The sequence below is a fragment of the Bacteroidota bacterium genome, from assembly GCA_030706745.1.
GTDB lineage: Bacteria > Bacteroidota > Ignavibacteria > Palsa-1295 > Palsa-1295 > PALSA-1295.
The window spans coordinates 564,515-585,828 of the sequence record JAUZNX010000001.1 but is presented as its reverse complement, the minus strand read 5'-3'; the positions used below and the strand labels follow the sequence as shown (position 1 = coordinate 585,828).

10 protein-coding genes are annotated in these 21,314 nt (G+C 55.3%); 5 read left to right on the top strand and 5 right to left on the bottom strand.

Annotation, left to right across the window (positions count from 1 at the left end):
* Nucleotides 1–57: 57 nt before the first annotated feature.
* The 4 genes from Q8902_02575 to argC are packed head-to-tail and all read right to left on the bottom strand — an operon-like array spanning nucleotide 58 to nucleotide 4,730.
* On the bottom strand, nucleotides 58–510 hold the full coding sequence (locus Q8902_02575; protein ID MDP4198438.1) for an arginine repressor: 453 nt from the start codon (nucleotides 508–510) through the stop codon (nucleotides 58–60).
* The gene (gene argF / locus Q8902_02570; protein ID MDP4198437.1) at nucleotides 476–2,368 is read right to left on the bottom strand and encodes an ornithine carbamoyltransferase; all 1,893 of its coding nucleotides are present in this window, start codon (nucleotides 2,366–2,368) and stop codon (nucleotides 476–478) included. The genes Q8902_02575 and argF overlap by 35 nt, the downstream gene beginning before the upstream one ends.
* A gap of 8 nt (nucleotides 2,369–2,376) precedes the next feature.
* Nucleotides 2,377–3,705, bottom strand: coding sequence for a bifunctional glutamate N-acetyltransferase/amino-acid acetyltransferase ArgJ (gene argJ / locus Q8902_02565; GenBank protein MDP4198436.1), 1,329 nt, complete (start codon nucleotides 3,703–3,705; stop codon nucleotides 2,377–2,379).
* Nucleotides 3,702–4,730 (bottom strand): N-acetyl-gamma-glutamyl-phosphate reductase, encoded by a 1,029-nt coding sequence (gene argC / locus Q8902_02560; GenBank protein MDP4198435.1) that lies wholly within the window; start codon nucleotides 4,728–4,730, stop codon nucleotides 3,702–3,704. Before argC ends, argJ begins: the two co-directional genes overlap by 4 nt.
* Nucleotides 4,731–4,845: 115 nt before the next feature.
* On the opposite strand from argC, the gene Q8902_02555 reads away from it, so the two are divergent.
* Entirely contained in the window at nucleotides 4,846–5,409 is a 564-nt protein-coding gene (locus Q8902_02555) for a hypothetical protein (GenBank protein ID MDP4198434.1), read from the top strand.
* Nucleotides 5,406–8,345, top strand: a complete 2,940-nt coding sequence (locus tag Q8902_02550; GenBank protein ID MDP4198433.1) for an FAD-binding and (Fe-S)-binding domain-containing protein — start codon at nucleotides 5,406–5,408, stop codon at nucleotides 8,343–8,345. The genes Q8902_02555 and Q8902_02550 overlap by 4 nt, the downstream gene beginning before the upstream one ends.
* Nucleotides 8,346–8,368: 23 nt before the next feature.
* Here the strand turns inward: Q8902_02550 and Q8902_02545 are convergent, their stop codons facing one another.
* Nucleotides 8,369–13,345 (bottom strand): hypothetical protein, encoded by a 4,977-nt coding sequence (locus tag Q8902_02545; GenBank protein ID MDP4198432.1) that lies wholly within the window; start codon nucleotides 13,343–13,345, stop codon nucleotides 8,369–8,371.
* Nucleotides 13,346–13,575: 230 nt separating this feature from the next.
* Here Q8902_02545 and Q8902_02540 point away from each other — a divergent pair, with 230 nt between their 5' ends.
* The 3 genes from Q8902_02540 to Q8902_02530 all read left to right on the top strand — a co-directional run bounded on the left by Q8902_02540 (nucleotide 13,576) and on the right by Q8902_02530 (nucleotide 21,209).
* Nucleotides 13,576–14,697, top strand: coding sequence for an FAD-dependent monooxygenase (locus Q8902_02540; GenBank protein ID MDP4198431.1), 1,122 nt, complete (start codon nucleotides 13,576–13,578; stop codon nucleotides 14,695–14,697).
* Between the two features lie 156 nt (nucleotides 14,698–14,853).
* Nucleotides 14,854–16,002, top strand: a complete 1,149-nt coding sequence (locus tag Q8902_02535) for a thiamine pyrophosphate-dependent enzyme (protein ID MDP4198430.1) — start codon at nucleotides 14,854–14,856, stop codon at nucleotides 16,000–16,002.
* 110 nt (nucleotides 16,003–16,112) lie between these two features.
* Nucleotides 16,113–21,209 carry a hypothetical protein gene (locus Q8902_02530; protein ID MDP4198429.1) on the top strand — a complete coding sequence of 1,699 codons (5,097 nt, stop codon included), beginning with the start codon at nucleotides 16,113–16,115 and terminating at the stop codon, nucleotides 21,207–21,209.
* Nucleotides 21,210–21,314 lie beyond the last annotated feature (105 nt).

Sequence of the window (21,314 nt, the reverse complement as noted above, 5' to 3'; positions counted from 1 at the left end):
TAGTTTTCGTTGCTCGCATAAATTCTATAGATTCTATTGAACCTATAGATGTGTTTTTCAATCACCCTGCTCTGTAATAAATGCTCGAAGCCGTTTGATCAACTTCGGAATATCTTTCACCGATTGTGGCGCGACAAAGATCGTATTATCGCCGGCCAGCGTGCCGAGTACTTCTGGCGCACCCAAAGAGTCGATCAGTTCTGCTACACCCTGCGCGCGCCCGGCAAGTGTCTTGATGACGATCATCGACTCGTTCGCGTGGATCGCCGTTACTTCGTAACTGAGCAACGCGCGGACCCGATGATCCTCATTGCCATCCGAGGCCAAATAGCGCGGACCATCGGCCGTACCAACGCGAGCGATTCCCATCTCAGCAAGATCGCGCGAGAGCGTGCCTTGCGTGATCGCCATTCCGGAGCGCCGCAACGCGCGCGCTAAATCCTCTTGTGAGCCGACGCGCTCTCGAGTCAGAATCTCACGAATGGTGAACTGTCGCTTCTGTTTGTCCATATTCTTCAAACTCACCTACGGTTTCATGCTGCGGATCCTCATTCAGCTCCGCATTTTCCGCGAGCAGGGTGACCAGAATCGCCTTCTGCACGTGCAGCCGGTTCTCAGCCTGATCGAAAATTACGGAATTCGCCGAATCCATGGCTTCGGCCGTGATCTCTTCGCCGCGATGCGCCGGAAGGCAGTGCATTATGAGTGCATTCGGATGCGCCAGCCGCGTCAGCGCCGCGTTGATCTGGTAGTCCTTAAACGCAGCCCGTCTGGCCGACTGCTCCGACTCCTGACCCATACTCGTCCATACATCGGTATAGATCGCATCAGCGGAATCCGCGGCAATGCGCGGATCATCGACAACTTCAATCGTACTAATACCAGCCGCTTGCGCTCGCGCGAGCGTAACAGCATCCGGTGCATACCCATGCGGTGAGGCGATCGAGAGATGCATCGGATAAATTGCCGCCATCTCAATCCAAGAATTCGCGACGTTGTTGCCATCGCCGACAAACGCGATCTTCAGTCCCGGGCGCAATTTGCCATGCTGCCGGATCGTGTAGAGATCGGCCAGAATTTGGCATGGATGCGATTGGTCCGTCAGCGCGTTGACGATCGGCACATTCGCATGCTCTGCAAGGCCGAGCAAAATATTATGATCGAACAGTCGGGCAACGATGCAGTTCGAATACGATGCGAGTACGCGCGCGACATCCGAAACCGCCTCGCGCTCACCAAGGCCGACTCCCTCATTCGAAAGATAGAGCGATGTCCCGCCCAACTGGGCAACGCCAACTTCGAAAGACACGCGCGTCCGTAGCGAAGGTTTCTGAAACAATAACGTCACGTGCTTGCCCGCAAGCGGCTTCGCGTTCGTATGCTTGAGCACATCGGTCAGATGCATCAGATCCTCGAAGTCCTGCTTCGTCATGACCGTTAAGTCGAGCAGGTCCTGCTTCTGAACTGGCAACGTGGATGTACCAGACATGGCGCTCTTGATAGGGCGCGCTCGGCCGAAGACTTTCTCCTCTCGGATGATCTGCGTGCCGACACCTTCGTGAGTAAAGATCTCGAGCAACAACGAGTGATTCGTCGCACCATTGATCAAGTGGACTTTCTTCACGCCGTTTGCCAGCGCTTCGAACGCAGCATGCACCTTCGGGATCATTCCGCCACTGATCACGCCTTGTTTGATGAGTTGTTGCGCGCGGGCATTGGTAAGTGTTGGAACAAGCTCGCCTTCTACCAAGACCCCTTCAGTATCGCTTAGGAAAAACAACTTCTCCGCTCCGAGTGCCTGTGCAACACCGCTGGCGGCAATGTCCGCATTGATGTTATAGACTTCACCGGAAGTAGAAACACCAACCGGGGCGATCACGGGAATGACGCCCGTTCCAATCAGCGTATTGAGAAAGGCCACGTTGACGGATTCGACCTCGCCGACAAGGCCCAAATCGAATCCCTTCGGCGCGTATTTCTTTGCGGTGATAAGGTTGTTATCGATGCCCGAGAGTCCGAGCGCACTGCCTCCGGCATGATTAATAAGCCCAACAATGTCCTTATTGACACTGCCGGCGAGCGTCATCACAACGTTCTTTAACATTGCCTCGTCGGTATACCGCTGACCGCCAACAAAGCGGCTTTCGGTGCCGAGGCGCATCGCGAGATCAGTTACGGAATTGCCGCCACCATGCACGATAACGACGTTGATGCCGATCTTCTTGAGGAGCGTTACATCCTTCGCGAACGCGTCCTTGAGACCATCATCGATCATTGCGGCACCACCATACTTGATGACGAAGGTCTTGCCTTCATAGCGCTGGATGTATGGCAGCGCGCTTGTGAGTATTTCTTCTTTCGTTTGCATCTCAGGTGTCATGACCGGTAACTCGCGTTGATATGAACGTATTCCTTTGAAAGATCGCAGGTCCAGAAATTAGCTTCGGCATCACCCTGGTGTAAGTCAATCGTAATCGTGATATTTTCCTGCGAGAAGATTTCTTTTGCCTTTACTTCGTCAATCACGATGTTGTAGTTCTGCCCCAGCACCGGCAAGGTGCCAAAGAACAACTCGACATTCGCAGGATCGAAGTCGATGCCGGAATATCCAACTGCGGCAAGAATGCGGCCCCAGTTGGCGTCCGCTCCATGGATCGCAGTCTTGACCAGATTGCTGTTCGCAACGGATTGCGCAGCCGTGACCGCTTCTTTCTCGGTGTGCGCGCCTCGCACAACGATCTCGACTAACTTTGTTGCGCCTTCGCCATCGCGCGCAATCATCTTCGCAAGCTTCGTGAGAACATGCTCCAGCGCCGATTCGAACATCTCGAACTCAGGACCCTGAACGATTGCCACGCCGGACATGCCATTGGCAAGCATCAGCGCCATGTCGTTCGTGCTCATATCGCCATCGACGGAGATACGATTGAACGAACGATCGATGAGCCGACTGAACGTCCGCTGCAACAGCGGCTGCGGTACGGATGCGTCGGTAGTGATAAACGCAAGCATCGTCGCCATGTTGGGCGCAATCATTCCGGAGCCTTTTGCGATGCCGCCGATACACACAGGTTTGCCGTGGATCTCGAACTCGACGGCAATTTCCTTTGAATAGGTATCGGTCGTCATGATCGCGACCGCCGCATCGTTGCTTCCAAAATCCGAGAGTTGGGGCGGCAACTGCTGAATGCCCTGAACGACATTATCGATTGGCAAATATTGCCCGATCACTCCGGTCGAGGAAATCAGAACTTCCTCTTGTGGAATATTAAGTGCGCTGGCCGTTACCTCGACCATCCGCCAGGCGTCCTGCATGCCGCGATCGCCGGTACAGGCATTCGCATTCCCGGAGTTGACAACAATGGCCGAGCACTTCCTGCCGCCACGTGCCAGCAATTCCTTATCCACCACGAGCGGAGCGGCAATCGTCTTGTTGAGCGTGAAGACTGCGGCAACATCGGCCGGACTTTCGCTCTTGATCAGCGCGATATCCTTCTTGACCTTGCGAATTCCGCAATAAACACCCGAGGCCGAAAATCCAAGCGGGGCGGTTATGCCGCCATCGACCTCGTGAATATGTTCGTTCGAAGCGGGATCTTCGATCCATCCCTCGCCACTGGTTAGAATCTCGACTTCCGCGAGCGGCGCGTGACCGTTCAATGTCGCCGCCGGAATTTCGCCACCACTAAAAGTTGATGTGCTCATAATAGTCCCTCTGTCTCCTGAAACCCACACGCAAGATTCATATTCTGTACAGCCTGACCGGCGGCACCTTTCACAAGATTATCGAGCGTAGACATAATAATAACCTGATTGCGCTCCGGCACATACCGAAGCCCGATATCGACATAATTCGTATTCGTCACATGGCGAACTTCCGGAATTCGCTTCGCATGAAAGCGCACGAATGGCTTATCCGCATAATATCCTTCGAACGCCGCCTTGAGAGCTTGTAGCGCCTGCATCCCACTTCCGCGTTGCCGCGCAACGATGGTCGAATAGATCCCACGTGTAATCGGAATCAGATGTGGGATGAATGTCACCTGCACGGGTTGGCCGCCGATCTGTGTGAGCGCCTGCTCTATCTCCGGCGTGTGCTGATGATCGCCGGCGCGGTAGGCGCGGATGTTCTCGTTCACTTCGACAAACGAGTATTCGATCGCAGCCTTACGGCCAGCGCCCGAGACGCCGCTCATGCCATTGATGACAATGGAGTCCGGCTCGATCAATCCATTTGCAAGCAGCGGTGCGAGAGCAAGGATTGCGCTCGTTGCATAGCAGCCGGGATTCGCGACCAGACGCGCCGAGCGAATCGCCTCCGCGTTCCACTCCGGCAAGCCATAAACAGCCTTCGCCATGACACTTGGCGGAGCCGCCGCGCGCCTGTAATATTGCTCGTATGCCGAAGAATCCATCAGGCGATGATCCCCGCTCAAGTCAATCACGATCTTCCCTGCCTCGAGCAGTGCCGGTGTAAGTTCGATGGCCTCGCCATGTGGAAGCGCGAGAAAACAGATCTCAGCATCGAGCGAGCCGACACCATCGAACGATTCAAACTCCATTGCATCGCCATCAGCCCTGCCCGCATGAACGCTGCTCACCAGCGCACCCGCAGAGGTGTTGGCAAATGCCTGTGTAATCTTCACCGAAGGATGCCGCTCGAGTAAACGCAAAAGCTCGCCGCCGGAATACCCCGATGCCCCAAAAATCGCTGCCTTCAATTGCTTCACAGAATCCAGACAGAATACTTATGCAGAAAGTTGCATAATTATGCAGTTGGGTTCTTTGTCCTCAAAATTTCGTGGTGAACACCGAACAAGTGAGACCTGTGTTGATAAGAACATCATGCGTCCGATCTTTTTTTTCATGCTGATTATCGGTGTTGCCTCGTGCGGGACGCAACCGCGTGGCGAGGTCACCATCACGCTCAAATCCGGTGAGCAGCAACACGTACGATTTCTTGCTGTCGAGCAAGATGCAGTCGTCGTTCGGTCCGAACCCTGGGGTGATCTCAGCCGTATCAGAATCGGGGACATCGCCTCGGTGGAGCGGCCCGGAGCCGTAAGCCCGCTTGCGGTGATTGCCGGCGGGATTCTCGGTGCGGCCTTGGGTGGTTGGCAAGCATCAAGCAACTACACGTATTGGTCTGCGAGCCATCAAGTCAAGGCTGATTTCCGATCGATAGACGCCTTACCCGTGCAGCCCCCAGCCTCTCTCGCCGTGCTTGCGGTTGCGGAACTCCTGACTGGAACAGCACTTGGCATTTGGGCGGGTACCTTTATCCATAAGCCTGGCACGCAAGTGTCAACGGACGATTCGGATGTTGTTGCCAAGCTTCGCTCGCTCGCTCTATTTCCAAATGGAATGCCACGCATTGCTCGTGATTCTTCTGCACAGAATAACAGATGAACCAAGACTATTTGAATCTCGAACGTGACCTTCGCCGACACATCACGGGCGAAGTCCGGTTCGACCGTGGCTCGCGCGCGATCTACGCCGAGGATGCTTCAAATTACCGGCAGATGCCGATCGGTCTTGTCATTCCTCGGACTACGGAGGATGTCATCGCAGCCGTCGCCATTGCCCGCGAGCATGGCGCGCCGATTCTCTCTCGTGGCGCAGGCACGAGCATCGCCGGACAATGTGTGAATGCCGCCGTTGTGCTCGACTTCTCGAAGTACTTGAATCAAGTGATCGAGATTGATCCTGTTCGGCGGCTCGCGCGAGTTCAGCCGGGATGCGTGCTCGACAACTTAAGGAGTGCTGCCGAGAAGCATCACCTCACATTCGGTCCCGACCCGGCAACGCACAAGTATTGCACGTTAGGCGGAATGATCGGCAATAATTCTTGCGGCGTGCATTCCATCATGGCTGGCCGCACCGTGGACAACGTTCACTCGCTCAATGTCTTGCTCTACGATGGCACTCATTTGGTGGTGGGCAAGTCTATTGACTCCATAGACTCTGTAGAATCTACGAGAGCAAAAGAAATCTACCGGCGGCTGCAAACTCTAGCGGAGACTTATTCCGCTGAGATCCACGCCCGATTCCCGGATATTCCGCGCCGCGTATCCGGATATTCGATCGATCAGCTCTTGCCGGAGAACGGATTTCACGTTGCTCGTTCGCTCGTCGGCTCGGAAGGAACACTCGTAACGACCCTAGAAGCTATGGTTCAGCTTGTGCCGAGCCCGCCGAGCCGGGTATTGTTGGTCGCGGGATACGATGACATGGCAGCCGCCGGCGATCGTGTACCGCTCGTGCTCGACCACAGGCCGATCGGCTTCGAAGGCATGGACCGCAGGCTTACGAATGCGATGCAGAAGAAGGGGCTCCATACCAATTCGCTTCCGTTGCTACCGAGTGGCGACGCGTGGCTGCTCATCGAGTTCGGAGCCGAAACGGTTGATGCCGCGCGTGATGCGGCCGAGCGCTGCCAGAAGAGCCTGAAGCATGAAGGCGCGATGGTCGAAGCACGCATCTTCGATAGCGTGCAAGATCAGAAAGCCGTTTGGAGCGTGCGCGATTCTGCGCTCGGTGCGATTTCGCGAACACCCGGCGAGAAAGACAATTGGGAAGGCTGGGAGGATGCCGCTGTACCGCCGGCAAAGATTGGTGGGTATCTCAGAGAGTTTCGGGCGCTCATGGACCGCTTCGATTATAGCGGCGCGCTCTACGGGCATATTGGCGATGGCTGTTTACATAATCGTATCGATTGGGACCCAAAAAGCCAAGAAGGCATCGCGAAGTGGTTGCGCTTTGTCGATGAAGCGGCCGATCTCGTACTCAGCTACGGCGGCTCACTCTCTGGCGAGCACGGCGATGGACAGGCGCGAGGTGCATTGCTCCCGAAAATGTTCGGCCCGAGACTGATGCAGGCATTCGAGGATTTCAAGACCATCTGGGACCCCGACTGGAAGATGAATCCCGGCAAACTCATTCGCCCCTTCGGCATCGATGAGAACTTGAAGTTCGGCGCGCATTACAGTCCGCCGATCATCCAAACACATTTTGCATTCGCCGATGATGATGGCAGCTTCGCCCGCGCGACCGAGCGTTGCGTCGGCGCGGGAGTCTGCCGCAAAGAGCATGACGGTGTCATGTGTCCGAGCTACCGGGCGACGCGTGACGAACAACATGTCACGCGCGGCCGTGCGCACTTGCTCTGGGAGATGCTACATGGTGAGGTCATCACTGATGGCTTCAAGAGTAGCGAAGTTCGCGAGGCGCTCGATCTTTGTCTTTCCTGCAAAGGCTGCACCGGGGAGTGTCCCGTGCGCGTGGACATGCCGACGTATAAAGCAGAATTCCTCTCGCACTACTACAAAGGTCGCCTGCGACCGCGCGCGGCGTACGCCATGGGCCTCATCTATTGGGGTGCGCGTATTGCTTCGCGAATGCCCTCGCTGGTCAACGCGCTCACACACGCTCCGATCACGAGTACAATTGCGAAGAAGCTTGCAGGCATTCATCCGAAGAGAGCAATCCCACGCTTCGCGAATGAGACGTTTAAGCATTGGTACTCACGACTCCTGCCGGAAGGCCACTCCACACCGCCATCCGTCATACTCTGGGCCGACACATTCAATAACTACTTCCGGCCCGAGACGGCTATTGCGGCAGTGAAAGTTCTGGAAGACGCTGGCTTTGGGGTGAAGGTATACAAGCAGACAATGTGCTGCGGTCGTCCATTATACGATTGGGGCATGCTCGATCTCGCGAAGAAGCAACTCCTGGACATTCTGAGCATCGTTAGCGTGGATGTTGCGGCGGGGATGCCCATTGTAGTGCTCGAGCCAAGTTGCGCGTCTGTTTTCCGTGATGAAGCGCGCAAACTCTTTCCCCAGCGTGAAGATGCCAAGCACCTCGCTGAGAGTACATACTTATTAAGCGAATTCCTTGCGAAGTACGCGCCGGACTACCGTAGTGGCGCGATTTCCGAGTCTGCCCCGAACCACATCAAGTCCCACAGGGAAGGCGGGGAAACCCCGCCGCTACAATCTGGCATTCTGCATCTCCATTGCCATCACCATTCCATCCTCGATCGCGAAGCAGAAGGCTCGGTCCTGAAACGCGCCGGGATTGATGCCGAACAACTCGACGCCGGCTGCTGTGGTATGGCCGGAGCGTTTGGATTCGAAACGGAGCATTACGAGCTTTCGATGCAGATTGGCGAGCGCAAGGTGTTGCCGAAAGTCCGGGAGACTTCTGGCGATCAATTTATCATCGCCGATGGCTTTTCCTGCCGCGAGCAGATCCAGCAAGCCACAGGACGCAAGACCATGCACCTGGCGGAAGTACTCGCTTCGAATGTGGCTGAGCAAATACGCAGTAGCGAGCAATAGCTCGCTACTGCTTACTCAAATGTTTACTGCACTCGCGTCAAGGTAATATAGGAATGTGCATTGATGCGAAGAGGATCGGTACCGCTGCTTGTTTTCCGATCCTGAAACTGTAACGAACCGGAAGTGCCGCCTGTGATTAGAATACCGGTGATGCGCATCATCTCCGGAATTGTGCCATTGGCTGTAAAAGTATTATTTGTCTCGGTTCCTGAGCCACTAACGATCGTATGGCTGCGGGTTGATGTCGGATCGATAAATCCCCATAGTAGTGTGGAACCCGAGGGCGAGGTAAAAGCAAATTTGCAGCCGAATCCAAAATTGTTTGGATCCGTGTACATGATGAAGCCATCGAAAGTGTAGGTTGCACTGGCTTCCACCGAGGCACTAAGACCACTGACATTACTGAGTGTTGTCCCCGTATAATCCTGGTTGGAAGAGTTAGTCGCGAAGACCGGCCCCGAAGCACCCGCGGATGCCCAACCCAGAGTCACCGCATACGGACCGCTGCCACTGACACCGGTAGCGGCCAGTACTTGATTTGCCGTTGGCTGGGATATTGGCAGTGTGTAATTTATGCTTGCTGAACCCTGCGCGCCAGCCTGGAATGTCGTTACGCCAGTGCTTGTACCTTGGAGTTGAAGTTGCGTCGCCGTCCCGCTGTTCGAGAGTAGCAGGTTGCCATCTTTCACTTCCAGTGCTTGTCCAGGGGCGTTAGTATTAATCCCCACTGCTCCGCCCGAGAGCACGCGCAGACGTTCCGTGCCATTCGTTTTAACGATAAGATCGCTCGCGTTCGTCGTGCCGATGAACTCTGTCCCTGCAAGCGCGTTGCCGGTCGTGGCCCAACCGCTGCCGCCGGCCGATGCCCAGCCCAGCGTGACAGCCGAGCCGCCAACCGATGTTGCCGCGAGAACCTGATTCGCTGATGGCAACGAGACTGGCAGTATGTAGTTGATGTTCGTCGCACCTTGAGCGCCGGACTGGAACGTTGAGATGCCAGTGCCCGACCCTTGCAACTGCAACTGTGTGGCAGTGCCGCTATTCGAAAGAAGAACGTTGCCATTGCTCACTTCAAGTTTCTGTGATGGTCCGGTCGTGCCAATTCCGACACTCCCGCCGACATACCCGTTGCCGCTAATATTGAAATTCGATGAGGGTTGCAGGGTCAAGCCATTGTTGATGAATGTCCCACTCGCTGCAATCGTCGTAGCAATCACCGAAGCGACGGATGATTCCGACGCCGTCCCCACCACTTGATCGGCGCCGTTGTTGACGTAGAATGTAGCCGGTATGGCCGAGTTCAATCCATTGAGTGTCAGGGTGCCCGCCGCCGGATCGACGTTGATCGAGGTAGACGAGCCTGCTGCGGTTTTGCCGATGGTCGTATTGCCACCGAATGCGGACGAGTTGATCTGCACGCCGGAGATAATACCAGGCACACCATCAATCTCGACACCACCGTGCGAATTACCGATACTTGTAGAGCCTAAACCATTGGTATTGATTCTCAGGCCGACATCCGTATTGCCTGACTGGAGCGTGATGACACCGAGGGATGTGGTATTGCCGATCCTGGTATCGCCGGTCAGGTCAGCCCCCGAACCATATTGGATGTACACACCGCTTCCGATTGCGCCGCCATGCGTGTTTATGTCCACGCGATCTGCATTCGTAATATTGCCGATCGTCGTCGAGCCGTTGTCCGTGCCGCCATTGATGACGGTTGTCCCGGTCACAGTCAAGCCATTGCCGATCGTACCGCTACCATCGATATTGAAAGTTGCTCCGGACTGTTGCGTCGCACTATTATCTATAAAGGTGCCGAACGAAGCCAGCGATGATACCACATCGAGCGCCGATGCGATGCCCATGACATTGTCCACCCCGTTATTGACATAGAAGTTGCCAGGAACGACTGGGTTAAGTCCGTTCAATGTCAGACTGCCAGCTGCCGGATCGACATTGATCGCAGTCGACGACCCAGGCATCCAAAGATTTCCGATCGTGGTATTGCCCCCAATACCGTTTGTGGCGTTTATCATTACGCCATGGACGATCCCATTGACCCCATCGATTGCAACGCCACCAGATGCATTGCCGATGATTGTGGATCCCGCTCCATTATTATTGATGCGGATGCCGACATCCGGATTGTGTGATTCGATGTCCACGATGTTGCCGCTGGTGGCGTTTCCGATTTTGGTGTCGTATGGCTCGGCGATTCCGTTGATCGTCGTGAAGCCGCTAATACTCGCTCCGCCTCGCAGCACCGAGCCATTGGCGACTTGGAGACCATCATCGATGACACCACTTCCCGAAATGTTGAAGTTCGCACCGGCTTGTGTTGAGGTGCTATTCGCGATGAACGACCCATTTCCATCAAGCCAGGTAGCCGGAGCATCTGCGCCTTGGCTCATCAGGACTTGCCCTTGCGCACCTTGATCGCCTGCTGTTACAAGCTGAGCAGTGTTTCCACCGAGACCAATATTGGGTAGCAGGTATGTGTGCGAGGCCGTGAGGGTGCCGGGCGCAATCGAAGCATAGTGATACGCACCAACCCCGGCGCCATCATTCAAGGTAAAGGTACCCTGATTCGTCGAGGTACCGGAGATTATGCTACCATAACCATAAATCGCACCGCCGCCAGTAAAGGTCGAGATCACTTCGTAATTCGAGGTCAGACTTCCGCCGACGGTACCCGTGCCTGCGATGTTGAAGTTGGCGGTTTGCGGAGATCCATTTTGGTTCAGAATGAACGCGCCGCTGGCCGATGACCATACTGCCGGAGCGTCCGCGCCCTGACTCACAAGCACTTGTCCAGTGGTCCCTTGATCCGTTGCGATCACAAAGTCAGCAGTATTACCAGCAAGACCAATATTCGGTAGTAAGTAAGTATGCGAGGCTGAGAGTGTACCGGGTGCAATCGATGCATAGTGATAGGCACCAACCCCGGCGCCATCATTTAAGGTAAAGGTACCTTGGTTCGTCGAGGTACCGGAGATAATGCTACCATAACCATAAATCGCACCGCCACCGGTGAAGGTCGAGATGACCTCGTAGTTCGAGGTCAAACTCCCGCCGACCGTGCCAGTACCGGTGATACTAAAGTTGGCGGTCTGGGGAGCACCATTCTGGTTCTGAATGTAATTGCTGGAATTCGCAGGGAGATCGCCAGTTTGTATTGCCGAACTCGCCCACGACGAACCGTTACTTCGCAAGAAATTTCCACTGGCTCCGCTCGCGGTGATTCCCGTTCCGCCATTAGCTGCTGCAAGTGTACCGCCAAGTGTAATCGTCCCGGCTGCCGTGATTGGACCGCCAGATGTGTTTAGTCCAGTCGATCCGCCCGATATTCCGACCGAGGTGACTGTCCCAGAACCGCTCGAAGCTTGCCAGGAAGCTGTGGTGCCATTGCTCTGCAACACTTTGCCGCTATTCCCGGCTTGCGAGGGCAGGAGATTATCCAGTGCACCGCTGGCCGTCGTTGCGCCGGTACCACCTGCGGCGATTGCAAGTGGCGTGGTGAGCCCCGTGAGTGAGGTAATATCATTATTCACGCCGCTTGCTGCCGCACCGAGATTGGCACGGGCGCCGGCCTGGTTTGCGGATCCGGTCCCACCATGAAGCACGGATAGAGTATTGGATACTTCTGAAGTCAAATTGACCGGCCCAACATCGAGAAATCCGCCGCCATGCACGACCCCCGCGGGGAGCGAAGTCATGATCGAGCCGCCCAGACTTGTATTGCCAGAGACAACGAGATCGGTCGTGACACCGAGAGAGTGAGTGCTGACGGCATAGCCAGTGATGTCACCTGCCGCGAATCCCCCGCTGCCATCGCGCTCGATGAGTGTAAACGGAATATTGTTTGGTGTGCTTGCGCTGACAGTCTGCACGGTAGCGTGCACGCTGGTTGCGGTGGATCCTCCCACGCTTGCTACGACCGTAGCACTCTGCATACCCGTAACATCTCCAACGAGCGAACCGGTAAAGCTTCCTGCACTGCCCGATGTGTTCGAGTTATTGTTCGGAATATCTGAAGCCTGAATTGCGGAGCTTACCCACGCGATACCGTTGCTCCGCAGGAAATTCCCGCTGACACCACTCGAAACAATGCCTGTACCACCATTCGCAATCGGAAGTACTCCACCGACTTCCGTCGTGGCCAGATCGATTGCATCGGACGTCGAGCCTGTGCCGATGAATGCCGTCGCTTCAATCCGACCGCCGCCCGCCAGCAATGAAGCACCCGCACCCAGGGTCATCGCAGCTCCGGTATTCAATCCAGAGGTGATATTGTCGAATGAAATCGTGGACAGTGCAGATGGCGAAGTCCAAACAGGATTTCCCGCCCCGTTTACCATCAGAACTTGTCCGCTCGCGCCCGTGCTGCCATTGGACCCGAAGGTCCCAGTCAGAGTCAACCCGTTGGCGGAAGTCAGAGAGCCGGTGCCGGTCGTCGAAATATTGCCGCTCGTGGTGACATTATCGCCCGGAGTCGTCGGCGAAACAGTTGCGCCAGTTCGCGTCCAGACATCAGCAAATCCGGTGGTGCCGATGATGTTATCGACATAGAGCGTGGCGAAGTGATGCGTTGCATCGCCAAGATCCAGTGTGCTGGTGGTTGCCGGTCCCATCGCCGCGTTGAGTGTGATGGGGAATGCGAATGCTGGTGGAATCGTGACGAAACCGAGTCCCATTGCCGAATTCGTATTGGCGATAAAATTCGATTGGACCCACGTCGCACCATTCCAATACATGGTCTGACCGGTCGATGTCCCTTCGACGACGAACCCGGCGGGTGCATTGCCCGCCGGAGGTGGTGGCAACAAGTAAGTGTAATTGCTGCCAAGTCCGGGCGGCACTTCCAGCGTGATAGTGTGTCCGCTCCCATCATCGAGGACGATCGAATTCGCTCCAATCGAGCGTTGGGCGTAAATGGAAATCGGGACAAGGCAGGCAAGAATCCACGCCGCTACAAGGAGAACGAGATACTTCATAGGTATTATTAGGATGAGAACATTCGAGTGAATGGTGGATAGTATTCTCTCTATTCACTATCATTGATTCACTGCCAAAATCCTCCCTAAGACCAGCGAGAAAAAGAACCTATACTAAAATACGAACGTTTTTCTATGATCCGGCCAAAAACGGGAATTGTTAAGTGGATCAATCTGGCTTGATATGCCGCTGAATTCCATCTGTCCCTTCCTCGCCGTAACTTTGCAGAATGAGAATTGCAATCATAGGTGGCGGCCCGGCCGGACTCTACTTCGCACTGCTGGTCAAGAAGTGGCGACCGGATATTCAGGTCGATCTCTTCGAGCGAAACGGACCGGACGATACGTTCGGCTGGGGCGTGGTGTTTTCGGATAAGACGCTCAGCTACTTGAAAGTCGAAGATGCTGAGACGCATGATGAGATCGTTCGTCGGTTCGAAACGTGGGATAATGTCAACGTCGTCCACCACGATGAACTCGTGACGATTCGCGGCAACAAATTTTCTGGCATTGCCCGGATCGAGATTCTTCATATACTGCAAGCACGGTGCCGATCGTTGGGTGTGAACTTACACTTCCGCTCACCAGTGACCGATCCGACCGAACTTAAGTCTTACGATCTTTTGGTTGGCGCGGACGGCGTAATGAGTGTCGTCCGATCACGATTCGAGGACGCCTTCAAGCCCGATCTCTCGACGCGACCGAACCGATATATCTGGTATGGCACGCCACACCTGTTTCATGGGCTGACTCTGACCTTTCGCGAAAATTCCGCTGGTGTGTTCGCCGCGCATTCTTACAAGTTCAGCAAGTCGCTCAGTACCTTTATTGTCGAGTGCGACGAGGAGACCTGGGCCACCGCCGGCTTCCATGATATGGATGACGACTCCACCCGCGCCTATCTCGAAGCGGTTTTTCATCTCGATCTTGCGGGCTCGAAGTTGCTCTCGAACAATTCCAAGTGGATCAATTTCGTACTCGTCCGCAACCGACACTGGTCACATGAGAATGTGGTATTGCTCGGTGATTCGCTGGCAACAGCGCACTTCTCGATCGGCTCCGGTACCAAGCTCGCGCTGGAGGACTCGATCTCGCTGTTTCATGCCCTGCGGCTCAACGAGCGAATCCCCGACGCCCTGATCGCATTTGAAGCGCAGCGCCGTCCGGCGGTCGAAGCGCTGCAAGATGCGGCCTACGAAAGCCTGATCTTCTTTGAGAATCTCAAAGACTACATGCACCTCGATCCCGTGCCCTTCGCCTACAAACTGATGACGCGTTCTGGCCGCGTCGATGATGAGAAGCTGCGACAACGCGATCCCAAGTTTGCCGAGCGGGTGTTCGCGAGTCGATAGTCAGTTTCGGTGCATAGTGCTTTGTACTCAATACTACCGATCTTGGTGCCGAGTAAGCCCCTGTCTGAGTTCTTAAGACACCTTTTAGTATCTTTAGTAGCTGAACTCAGGACCCAGCACTGAGCACTTAGCACTCCCCAAATCCGTTATATGGGTATGAAACTCTCCCACGCCATCAGCCGCGCACTTTTGGATAGCGGCGTCCGAATCGCCACACATGTTCCCGGCCACGGCGCCACCGAGACCTTCGAAGCATTTCGCGATGCACTCGGTCAACCACTCCCGGTCTCCTTCCACGAAGAACCAGCGTATGCCATTGCACATGGTGCGGCACTCACTGGGGCACGTGCGGCCTGCATTATTAAGTCGCATGGATTTACAAAAGCGATGAACGCCATCACGGATTCGCTCTCCTGCGGAACGACAGCGGCCCTGATTACCATCGTGTTCGAAGATAAAACCGGAAGCCATTCGGACAATATCATCGAGATCCTTCCAATCATTGAAGGATGTGAGATCCCGTATCGATTGGGCCGTCCTGAAACCGCCTACCGAGATGTCGTCGAGCTTCTGATCCTTTCGGAGAAGTATCAACTCCCCGTCGTACTCGTGCTCGATGCAGCCGATATGGATCGTGATGTCGAAGCGGCTGGGCCCACGCTGCAATCGCCTCCCGCGTATGAGCGCACTCCATTGACTCATGTCGTCTGCCCATTGCTGGCACCGTATCAGCGCGAGTTGCTCGTGCAGAAGTTGCGCAAGGAGGATTGGCGTGAGATCCCACAACCTCAGCTTCCGATCGTCCCTGCATCACTTCCGCCGGCATACCAGAAGGCTGTTGCACCCTACATGCCGCTTTTTGACGTATTCAAAGAATTGGAAGTCGACTTTGTCTGCGGTGATGCTGGCGTTTCGACGCTCTCGGCATTTCCACCATTCAACATTGCACACGCTGCACTCTATATGGGCGGCAGCATCCCGACAGCAATTGGAGCATATCTCGCTGGCATGAAGCATTCGTGGAGTTTCATCGGTGATTTCTCATTTATAGCGGCCGGACACTACAGCTTGGTCGAAGCAGTATTGCGCCAAATTCCGATCAAGGTCCTGATCTATGCCAATGCCAAAGCCGAGACGACAGGTGGGCAGACTCTCGATCTTGCATTGCTGGAACGGCTTTTAGCCGGGTACGAGGAATATGTGATCCCTTTGGATAATCCATTCGATGCCGTGAAGACTCGTCAGATTTTGGAACAAGCGAATAGCTCTCCTGACTTGAGCATCGTGGTTGCGAACTACTGTTAGTGTATTGGGAAATTAGCTGATGTGAATTTTTGCCGGTGGGACGAAGTGGGAGTTGTGTGAGACAAAAGTCAATCCTCGAGTGTCATACATAGACTAATAATCTGCTGTTCATGGCTAAAGCCATCGCCATTCTTCTCGGATTGGGTTTCATTCTCACTGCTCCGCTTGCGGCGCAGCCCGGAGAACACGTCCGTTTATCTCAGGCATCGGGCCTTCGTGGCTCGATCGCCTTCGTCCCGAATCGCGGCCAGCTTGCCGATCAATTCGGAAAGCCGATGCCGGAGGTGCTGTATTCCGCGCAAGGCCAATGGCTGAAGTTCTATTTCACGAAGAGTGGATTTCACTATGTGTTCACACGAGGCATTTCGCGTGTGCGCAAGACTCATACCCCAGTAACAGCCGAGGATTGGATTCCGAAGAAGCTTCAGCTCTATCGTGTCGACGTGGCATTCACGGATGCCAATCAAGATTGCCAGATTGATGCGAGTGAGGAGTCCGCCTACTACACCAACTATTACGGTCCGAATTTTCCGGCTGGTATAACTCATGTCCCGGCTTTTCGCCGGCTCGTCTATCGCGATCTCTATCCACATATTGATTTGGTGCTCTACGTGCATGATGCGCAATCGAGGACACCTCTGGAGTACGACTTCATCGTGCATCCAGGCGGCGATCCTCGAGCGATTTCGTTGCGCTACTCGCACGCAACCTCACTTGCAGTAACACCGGATGGAACGCTCCGAATGGTATGTCCTCTGGGTTCTGTCCTTGATGAGAAACCGTATGCGTACCAAGCGCGAGAGGCTGGAAAAGAGATTCGGCCGGCGCAGTTTCATCTACACCATAACCAACTTAGGTTCGAGGTTGGCGCGTACGATCGCTCGCGCGATCTTGTGATCGATCCACCTCGATCCTGGGGGACGTACTTCGGCGGTGCGACCGATGACTTTGCGACCGATCTTGGAGTGGACCGTCACGGCAATACGGATATCTGCGGCGTGACCACGAGCTCGAACAACATCGCCACGCCCAACGCGCACTGGAAAACCCTAACAGGCAGCTTTGGGGTCAATGGATTCGTCGCCAGTTTCAGTCCGGTTGGTAATCTCCGCTGGGCAACCTATTACGGCGGGGATGCCCGAGACTGGCTCTATGGTATTGCGTGCGATACGTTTTGCGGCCCGGTTGTCGCGGGATGGAACGGTTCGGTCTGCATTCTGGGGGCCTTCGATAGTGACGGTGTGATACGATGGGCCAAAACTAATAGTGGCTCCCCCAGTGGACTCACAGGCTGTTCTGCCGTTGCTGTCGATAGCAGTAACAACATTATTATCGGGCTTGCAACACCGTATCCGACTGGTCCACCACCGCCTCCGCCGCCACCACCAATTCCCGAGGCATGGATAGTGAAGTACAACGCTGCTGGGACCGTGCTCTGGACGAAACATTTTGGCGCCGGACCAGTCACCCCGCCATTCAGCGGACTCGCGTGCGATGCCAGCAATCACATTTACCTCGGTTTGACGACTACGGCTGCGGGCTTGGCCACTCCCGGAGCCTTTCAAACGACCCCGGGTGTGTTCTGTATCGCAAAATTGGAGCCGACTGGTGCGACAGACTGGTCAACGTATTATCTGAATCTCAACTCGAACGGCAGCAGCACATCACTGCGGCATATTACAGTCGCACCCGATGGACATCTCTATTTCTGCGGCTATACAACTATTCCTGGGTTCGCCACGACCGGCGCATGGCAGACATCACCCGGAACCGGAATCAGTGGCATACTGGGTCACTTCGATTCCTCCGGTCATCGGATATGGTGCAGCTATCTTGGCAATAACGGGACATATTTACTGGCCAATGGCGTGGATACCAGCGGCAACGTCGTCGCCGGTGGATATACCGGCCAAGCCGGACTTGCCAGTGCGGGCGAATACCAGACCACGCTGATCGGTTCGACCACCAATCCGTTCATGGTTCGGTTCGATAGCTCCGGCGGTCGGCATTGGGCCACATATTATGGCGATGGCGGACAAATCAACGGCATCGGAGTCAATCGGTCTGCTCACGTATCGATCGCCGGTGCCTGTCCCTCCGACACCAGCCTTTTTGCAACAGCAGGCGCCCATCAGCTAAGTGGCGGTGGTCACACAGATGCCTTCATCGCAAAATTTTGCGACACACTGGAAATCAATGTGGCAGCTTCGCCGAGCCACGTTATTTGCCCGGGTACTCCACTGGTACTGACGGCAAGTCCAGGTTTCAACGGGTATCAGTGGACGCTCAATGGGATCCCAATCGCAGGAGCAAACTCGACTGTTCTGAATGTCGGCTCAGCTCTCGCGCCCGGACATTACCTGTATGCCGTACGAGGTAGTGCCACCGATGGTGAAATTTGCGCTTCAAAATCCTGGGACGTTCCGATTTGGGTAGTGAGCGGTCCCACGATCGCAATGGCCAGCGGCTACTGGCTTTGCAGCGGAGACTCAGTGCGGCTTCGGGATACTATCGTCGCCACTGGGCAGACTCGATACCTCTGGAGTCCAGCCACTGGACTCGATCATCCGGATTCGGCTCAGCCAATCGCTAAACCAACTGCGACGACAACGTACACGCTTATGGTTTTGGACTCGACGAACTGCTCGGCGTCGTCTCAGGTCATTGTCACCGTCAATACTCCGCCCACGGTAAAGGCACTGTCGACGATCACGCACGCCTTATGTCCTGGCACGGCGGATACGTTGAGCGCGATACCGCAACTGGGTAGCCCTCCATTCTTTTTCAACTGGTCACCGGCTGCCGGACTGAATAAGCAGACCGGCAATCCTGTCGTGGCTACACCTACTTCGACCACGCACTATGTCGTGACAGTCTCCGACGCGAACGGTTGCATCGCGAGAGATACCGTCGTCGTAACGGTCGGACAAGCACCGAAGCTTGCGCTGATAACTCCGCCAGCGATTTGTCCCGGCGCATCCGTCGATCTCAATGGGACTGTATCCGGTGGCCTCGCGCCGTATACGTACGAGTGGGCGCCAGATCCCTCTCTGAGTAACACCAGCATTGCAAATCCAAAAGCATCGCCCAATATCAGCACGAAATATTTTGTCACCGTAACGGATAGCAATGGCTGTGCCTCCACCGATAGCGTTCTCGTATCCGTTCGAACGCCTGCACATCCGCATCTCGCCTCAGATCGAGATACCATCTATTGCGCGAGCGATGCTGCAACGCTCACAGTTCCTTCCGCCGGTCTCACAAGTTTTGTTTGGTCGAGCGGAGAGAAGACGAAGACGATCCAAGCTGGAGCAGGTCCACATTGGTGTGTCGTAACCGATGCTAATGGCTGCACAGGCACGAGTGACACAGCAATGATCGTAACAGGCATTCTTCCGGCGCCCATCATACAAGGGCCGCCCTCAGTCTGCCCGAATTCCAGTGGAACATACACCTCGCATGATAAAGGCATCGCTACATACGAGTGGACCCTTTCGGATGGCGGCACAATCGCAAGTGGCAGCGGTACTTCCAACCTCGGCGTGACCTGGCAAAGCGCCGGCACGTGGACGCTCGAACTCAAAGAGACCACGACCGGCGGCTGCATTCGCGACACCACGATCACAGTTTCGGTCGAAAGCAGTCTGCATCCGCAAATCGTCGCATCGGGTCCACTGACAGTCTGCGTCGGCGATAGCGTTGTACTCACAGCATCGAGCGGCTACGATTCGTACAAGTGGTCGACCAACGATACCGGACTCACGCTCGCAGTGAAGACTACCGGCGATTACTCGGTCGCGGTCACGAACAGCGGCGGATGCGCTGGCACGTCGAGCGTCGTGCATGTCACCGTACTGCCGGACACGATGCCGCCACCGGTCATCACGGCAAGCAGCACGGTCATCTGCGAGGGCGATAGCGTTCGGCTCGGAACTTCGAAAGAATATCTGGGCTACCGATGGGCGATGAACGGCGCGCTCACCGGCGATACCACAGCATTTATTTACATCAAGCAAGCCGGTTCGTATATTGTCACGGTGGGCACCAGCACGCCATGTCCGATCACCAGCGCGCCGCTTACTTTTACGATTGCTCCTCGACCCAACGCGAGCATTTCGCCGTCGGGTCCGACCGCATTTTGCTCCGGCGATAGCATCGTGCTCGATGCCGGAGCCAACCATGCTGCCTATGTCTGGTCGCTCGATAGCACTGCGATTGCGGGCGCGACGGGCCAGACCTTCATCGCGCGACAATCCGGAAATTACTCAGTTGCCGTACAAGATCCGGGGACCTGCTTTGCCAATTCATCGCTGGTTGGCGTGACGGTCTATCCACTTCCGGCAAAGCCAGTCGTTACGCAGAGCGGTTTGCAGCTTACTTCTTCGCCATCGAATCAATACTTCTGGCAACGAAACGGTCAGGCAATTCCATCGGGTACTGCACAGACGATCACTGCCGATTCCGATGGAGCCTACACCGTTACCATCACCGATGCACATGGATGTTCTGCGACGAGCGATCCATTCAACTATTCGCGCGATACCGCGGAGGCCCTCGCAACTGTCTCCGTGCGGCGCGAAACGCTCGCAAGTCCAAACCAATCGTTTACCATTCCACTGGTGCTCTCGAACACGAGCCGCTTCGTCGAAAGCGGCGTGACAAGTTATGCGGGTGTACTCCGAATCGATCAAAACTTAGCAAAGCCCACGAATCCTGCAAGCACATTGGTGGCCGGCAACTGGATGATCCCTGTCGCGGGACCGATTACGATGACGCAGGATACGTTGGAGATGCTTACCTTTACCGCCGGACCAACCGGCCCACTCTGTGGCGATCTCCTCATCGACTCGTTCACGTTTCCGAATGCTCGCGTCGCAGTCACACGCGCAAACGGACAGGTATGCATCACAGCTGAGTGCAGCCCGATAGTTGGTTCATCGGACACGGCGTTCTTCATCCATTCCATCACGCCAAATCCATCCTCCGGCGCGTTCACTATCGAGTATCATATCCCTGAAGATAACCAAGTGACCATCCTGCTCGAAGATGTTCTCGGACGAACGGTCGCAGTGCTAAATGACGAGCCACTAACCCTTGGGACCTACCGCGAGATGTATTCGACCGGTACGCTTTCGAGCGGCGTCTATCGCCTCGTGCTCCGATCCGGCGAGCGGGTGCTGCATAAAATGATCGAAGTGAGCCAGTAGGGTGCTGGCCCATCAATTCCGAGTACCTCGCAGCACGTCCCTGCGGCCACTTCGTGCACCCGCACTGGCAGCTCAGGTCGCGTTGGTTCTGATTGCACGAACTCA

Excerpts from the sequence above, each read along its gene's own strand:
- Q8902_02575 (MDP4198438.1), bottom strand. The coding sequence starts at position 510 with ATGGACAAACAGAAGCGACAGTTCACCATTCGTGAGATTCTGACTCGA.
- Q8902_02530 (MDP4198429.1), top strand. The coding sequence starts at position 16,113 with ATGGCTAAAGCCATCGCCATTCTTCTCGGATTGGGTTTCATTCTCACT.
- argF (MDP4198437.1), bottom strand. The coding sequence starts at position 2,368 with ATGCAAACGAAAGAAGAAATACTCACAAGCGCGCTGCCATACATCCAG.
- Q8902_02555 (MDP4198434.1), top strand. The coding sequence starts at position 4,846 with ATGCGTCCGATCTTTTTTTTCATGCTGATTATCGGTGTTGCCTCGTGC.
- Q8902_02545 (MDP4198432.1), bottom strand. The coding sequence starts at position 13,345 with ATGAAGTATCTCGTTCTCCTTGTAGCGGCGTGGATTCTTGCCTGCCTT.
- argJ (MDP4198436.1), bottom strand. The coding sequence starts at position 3,705 with ATGAGCACATCAACTTTTAGTGGTGGCGAAATTCCGGCGGCGACATTG.
- Q8902_02550 (MDP4198433.1), top strand. The coding sequence starts at position 5,406 with ATGAACCAAGACTATTTGAATCTCGAACGTGACCTTCGCCGACACATC.
- Q8902_02535 (MDP4198430.1), top strand. The coding sequence starts at position 14,854 with ATGAAACTCTCCCACGCCATCAGCCGCGCACTTTTGGATAGCGGCGTC.
- Q8902_02540 (MDP4198431.1), top strand. The coding sequence starts at position 13,576 with ATGAGAATTGCAATCATAGGTGGCGGCCCGGCCGGACTCTACTTCGCA.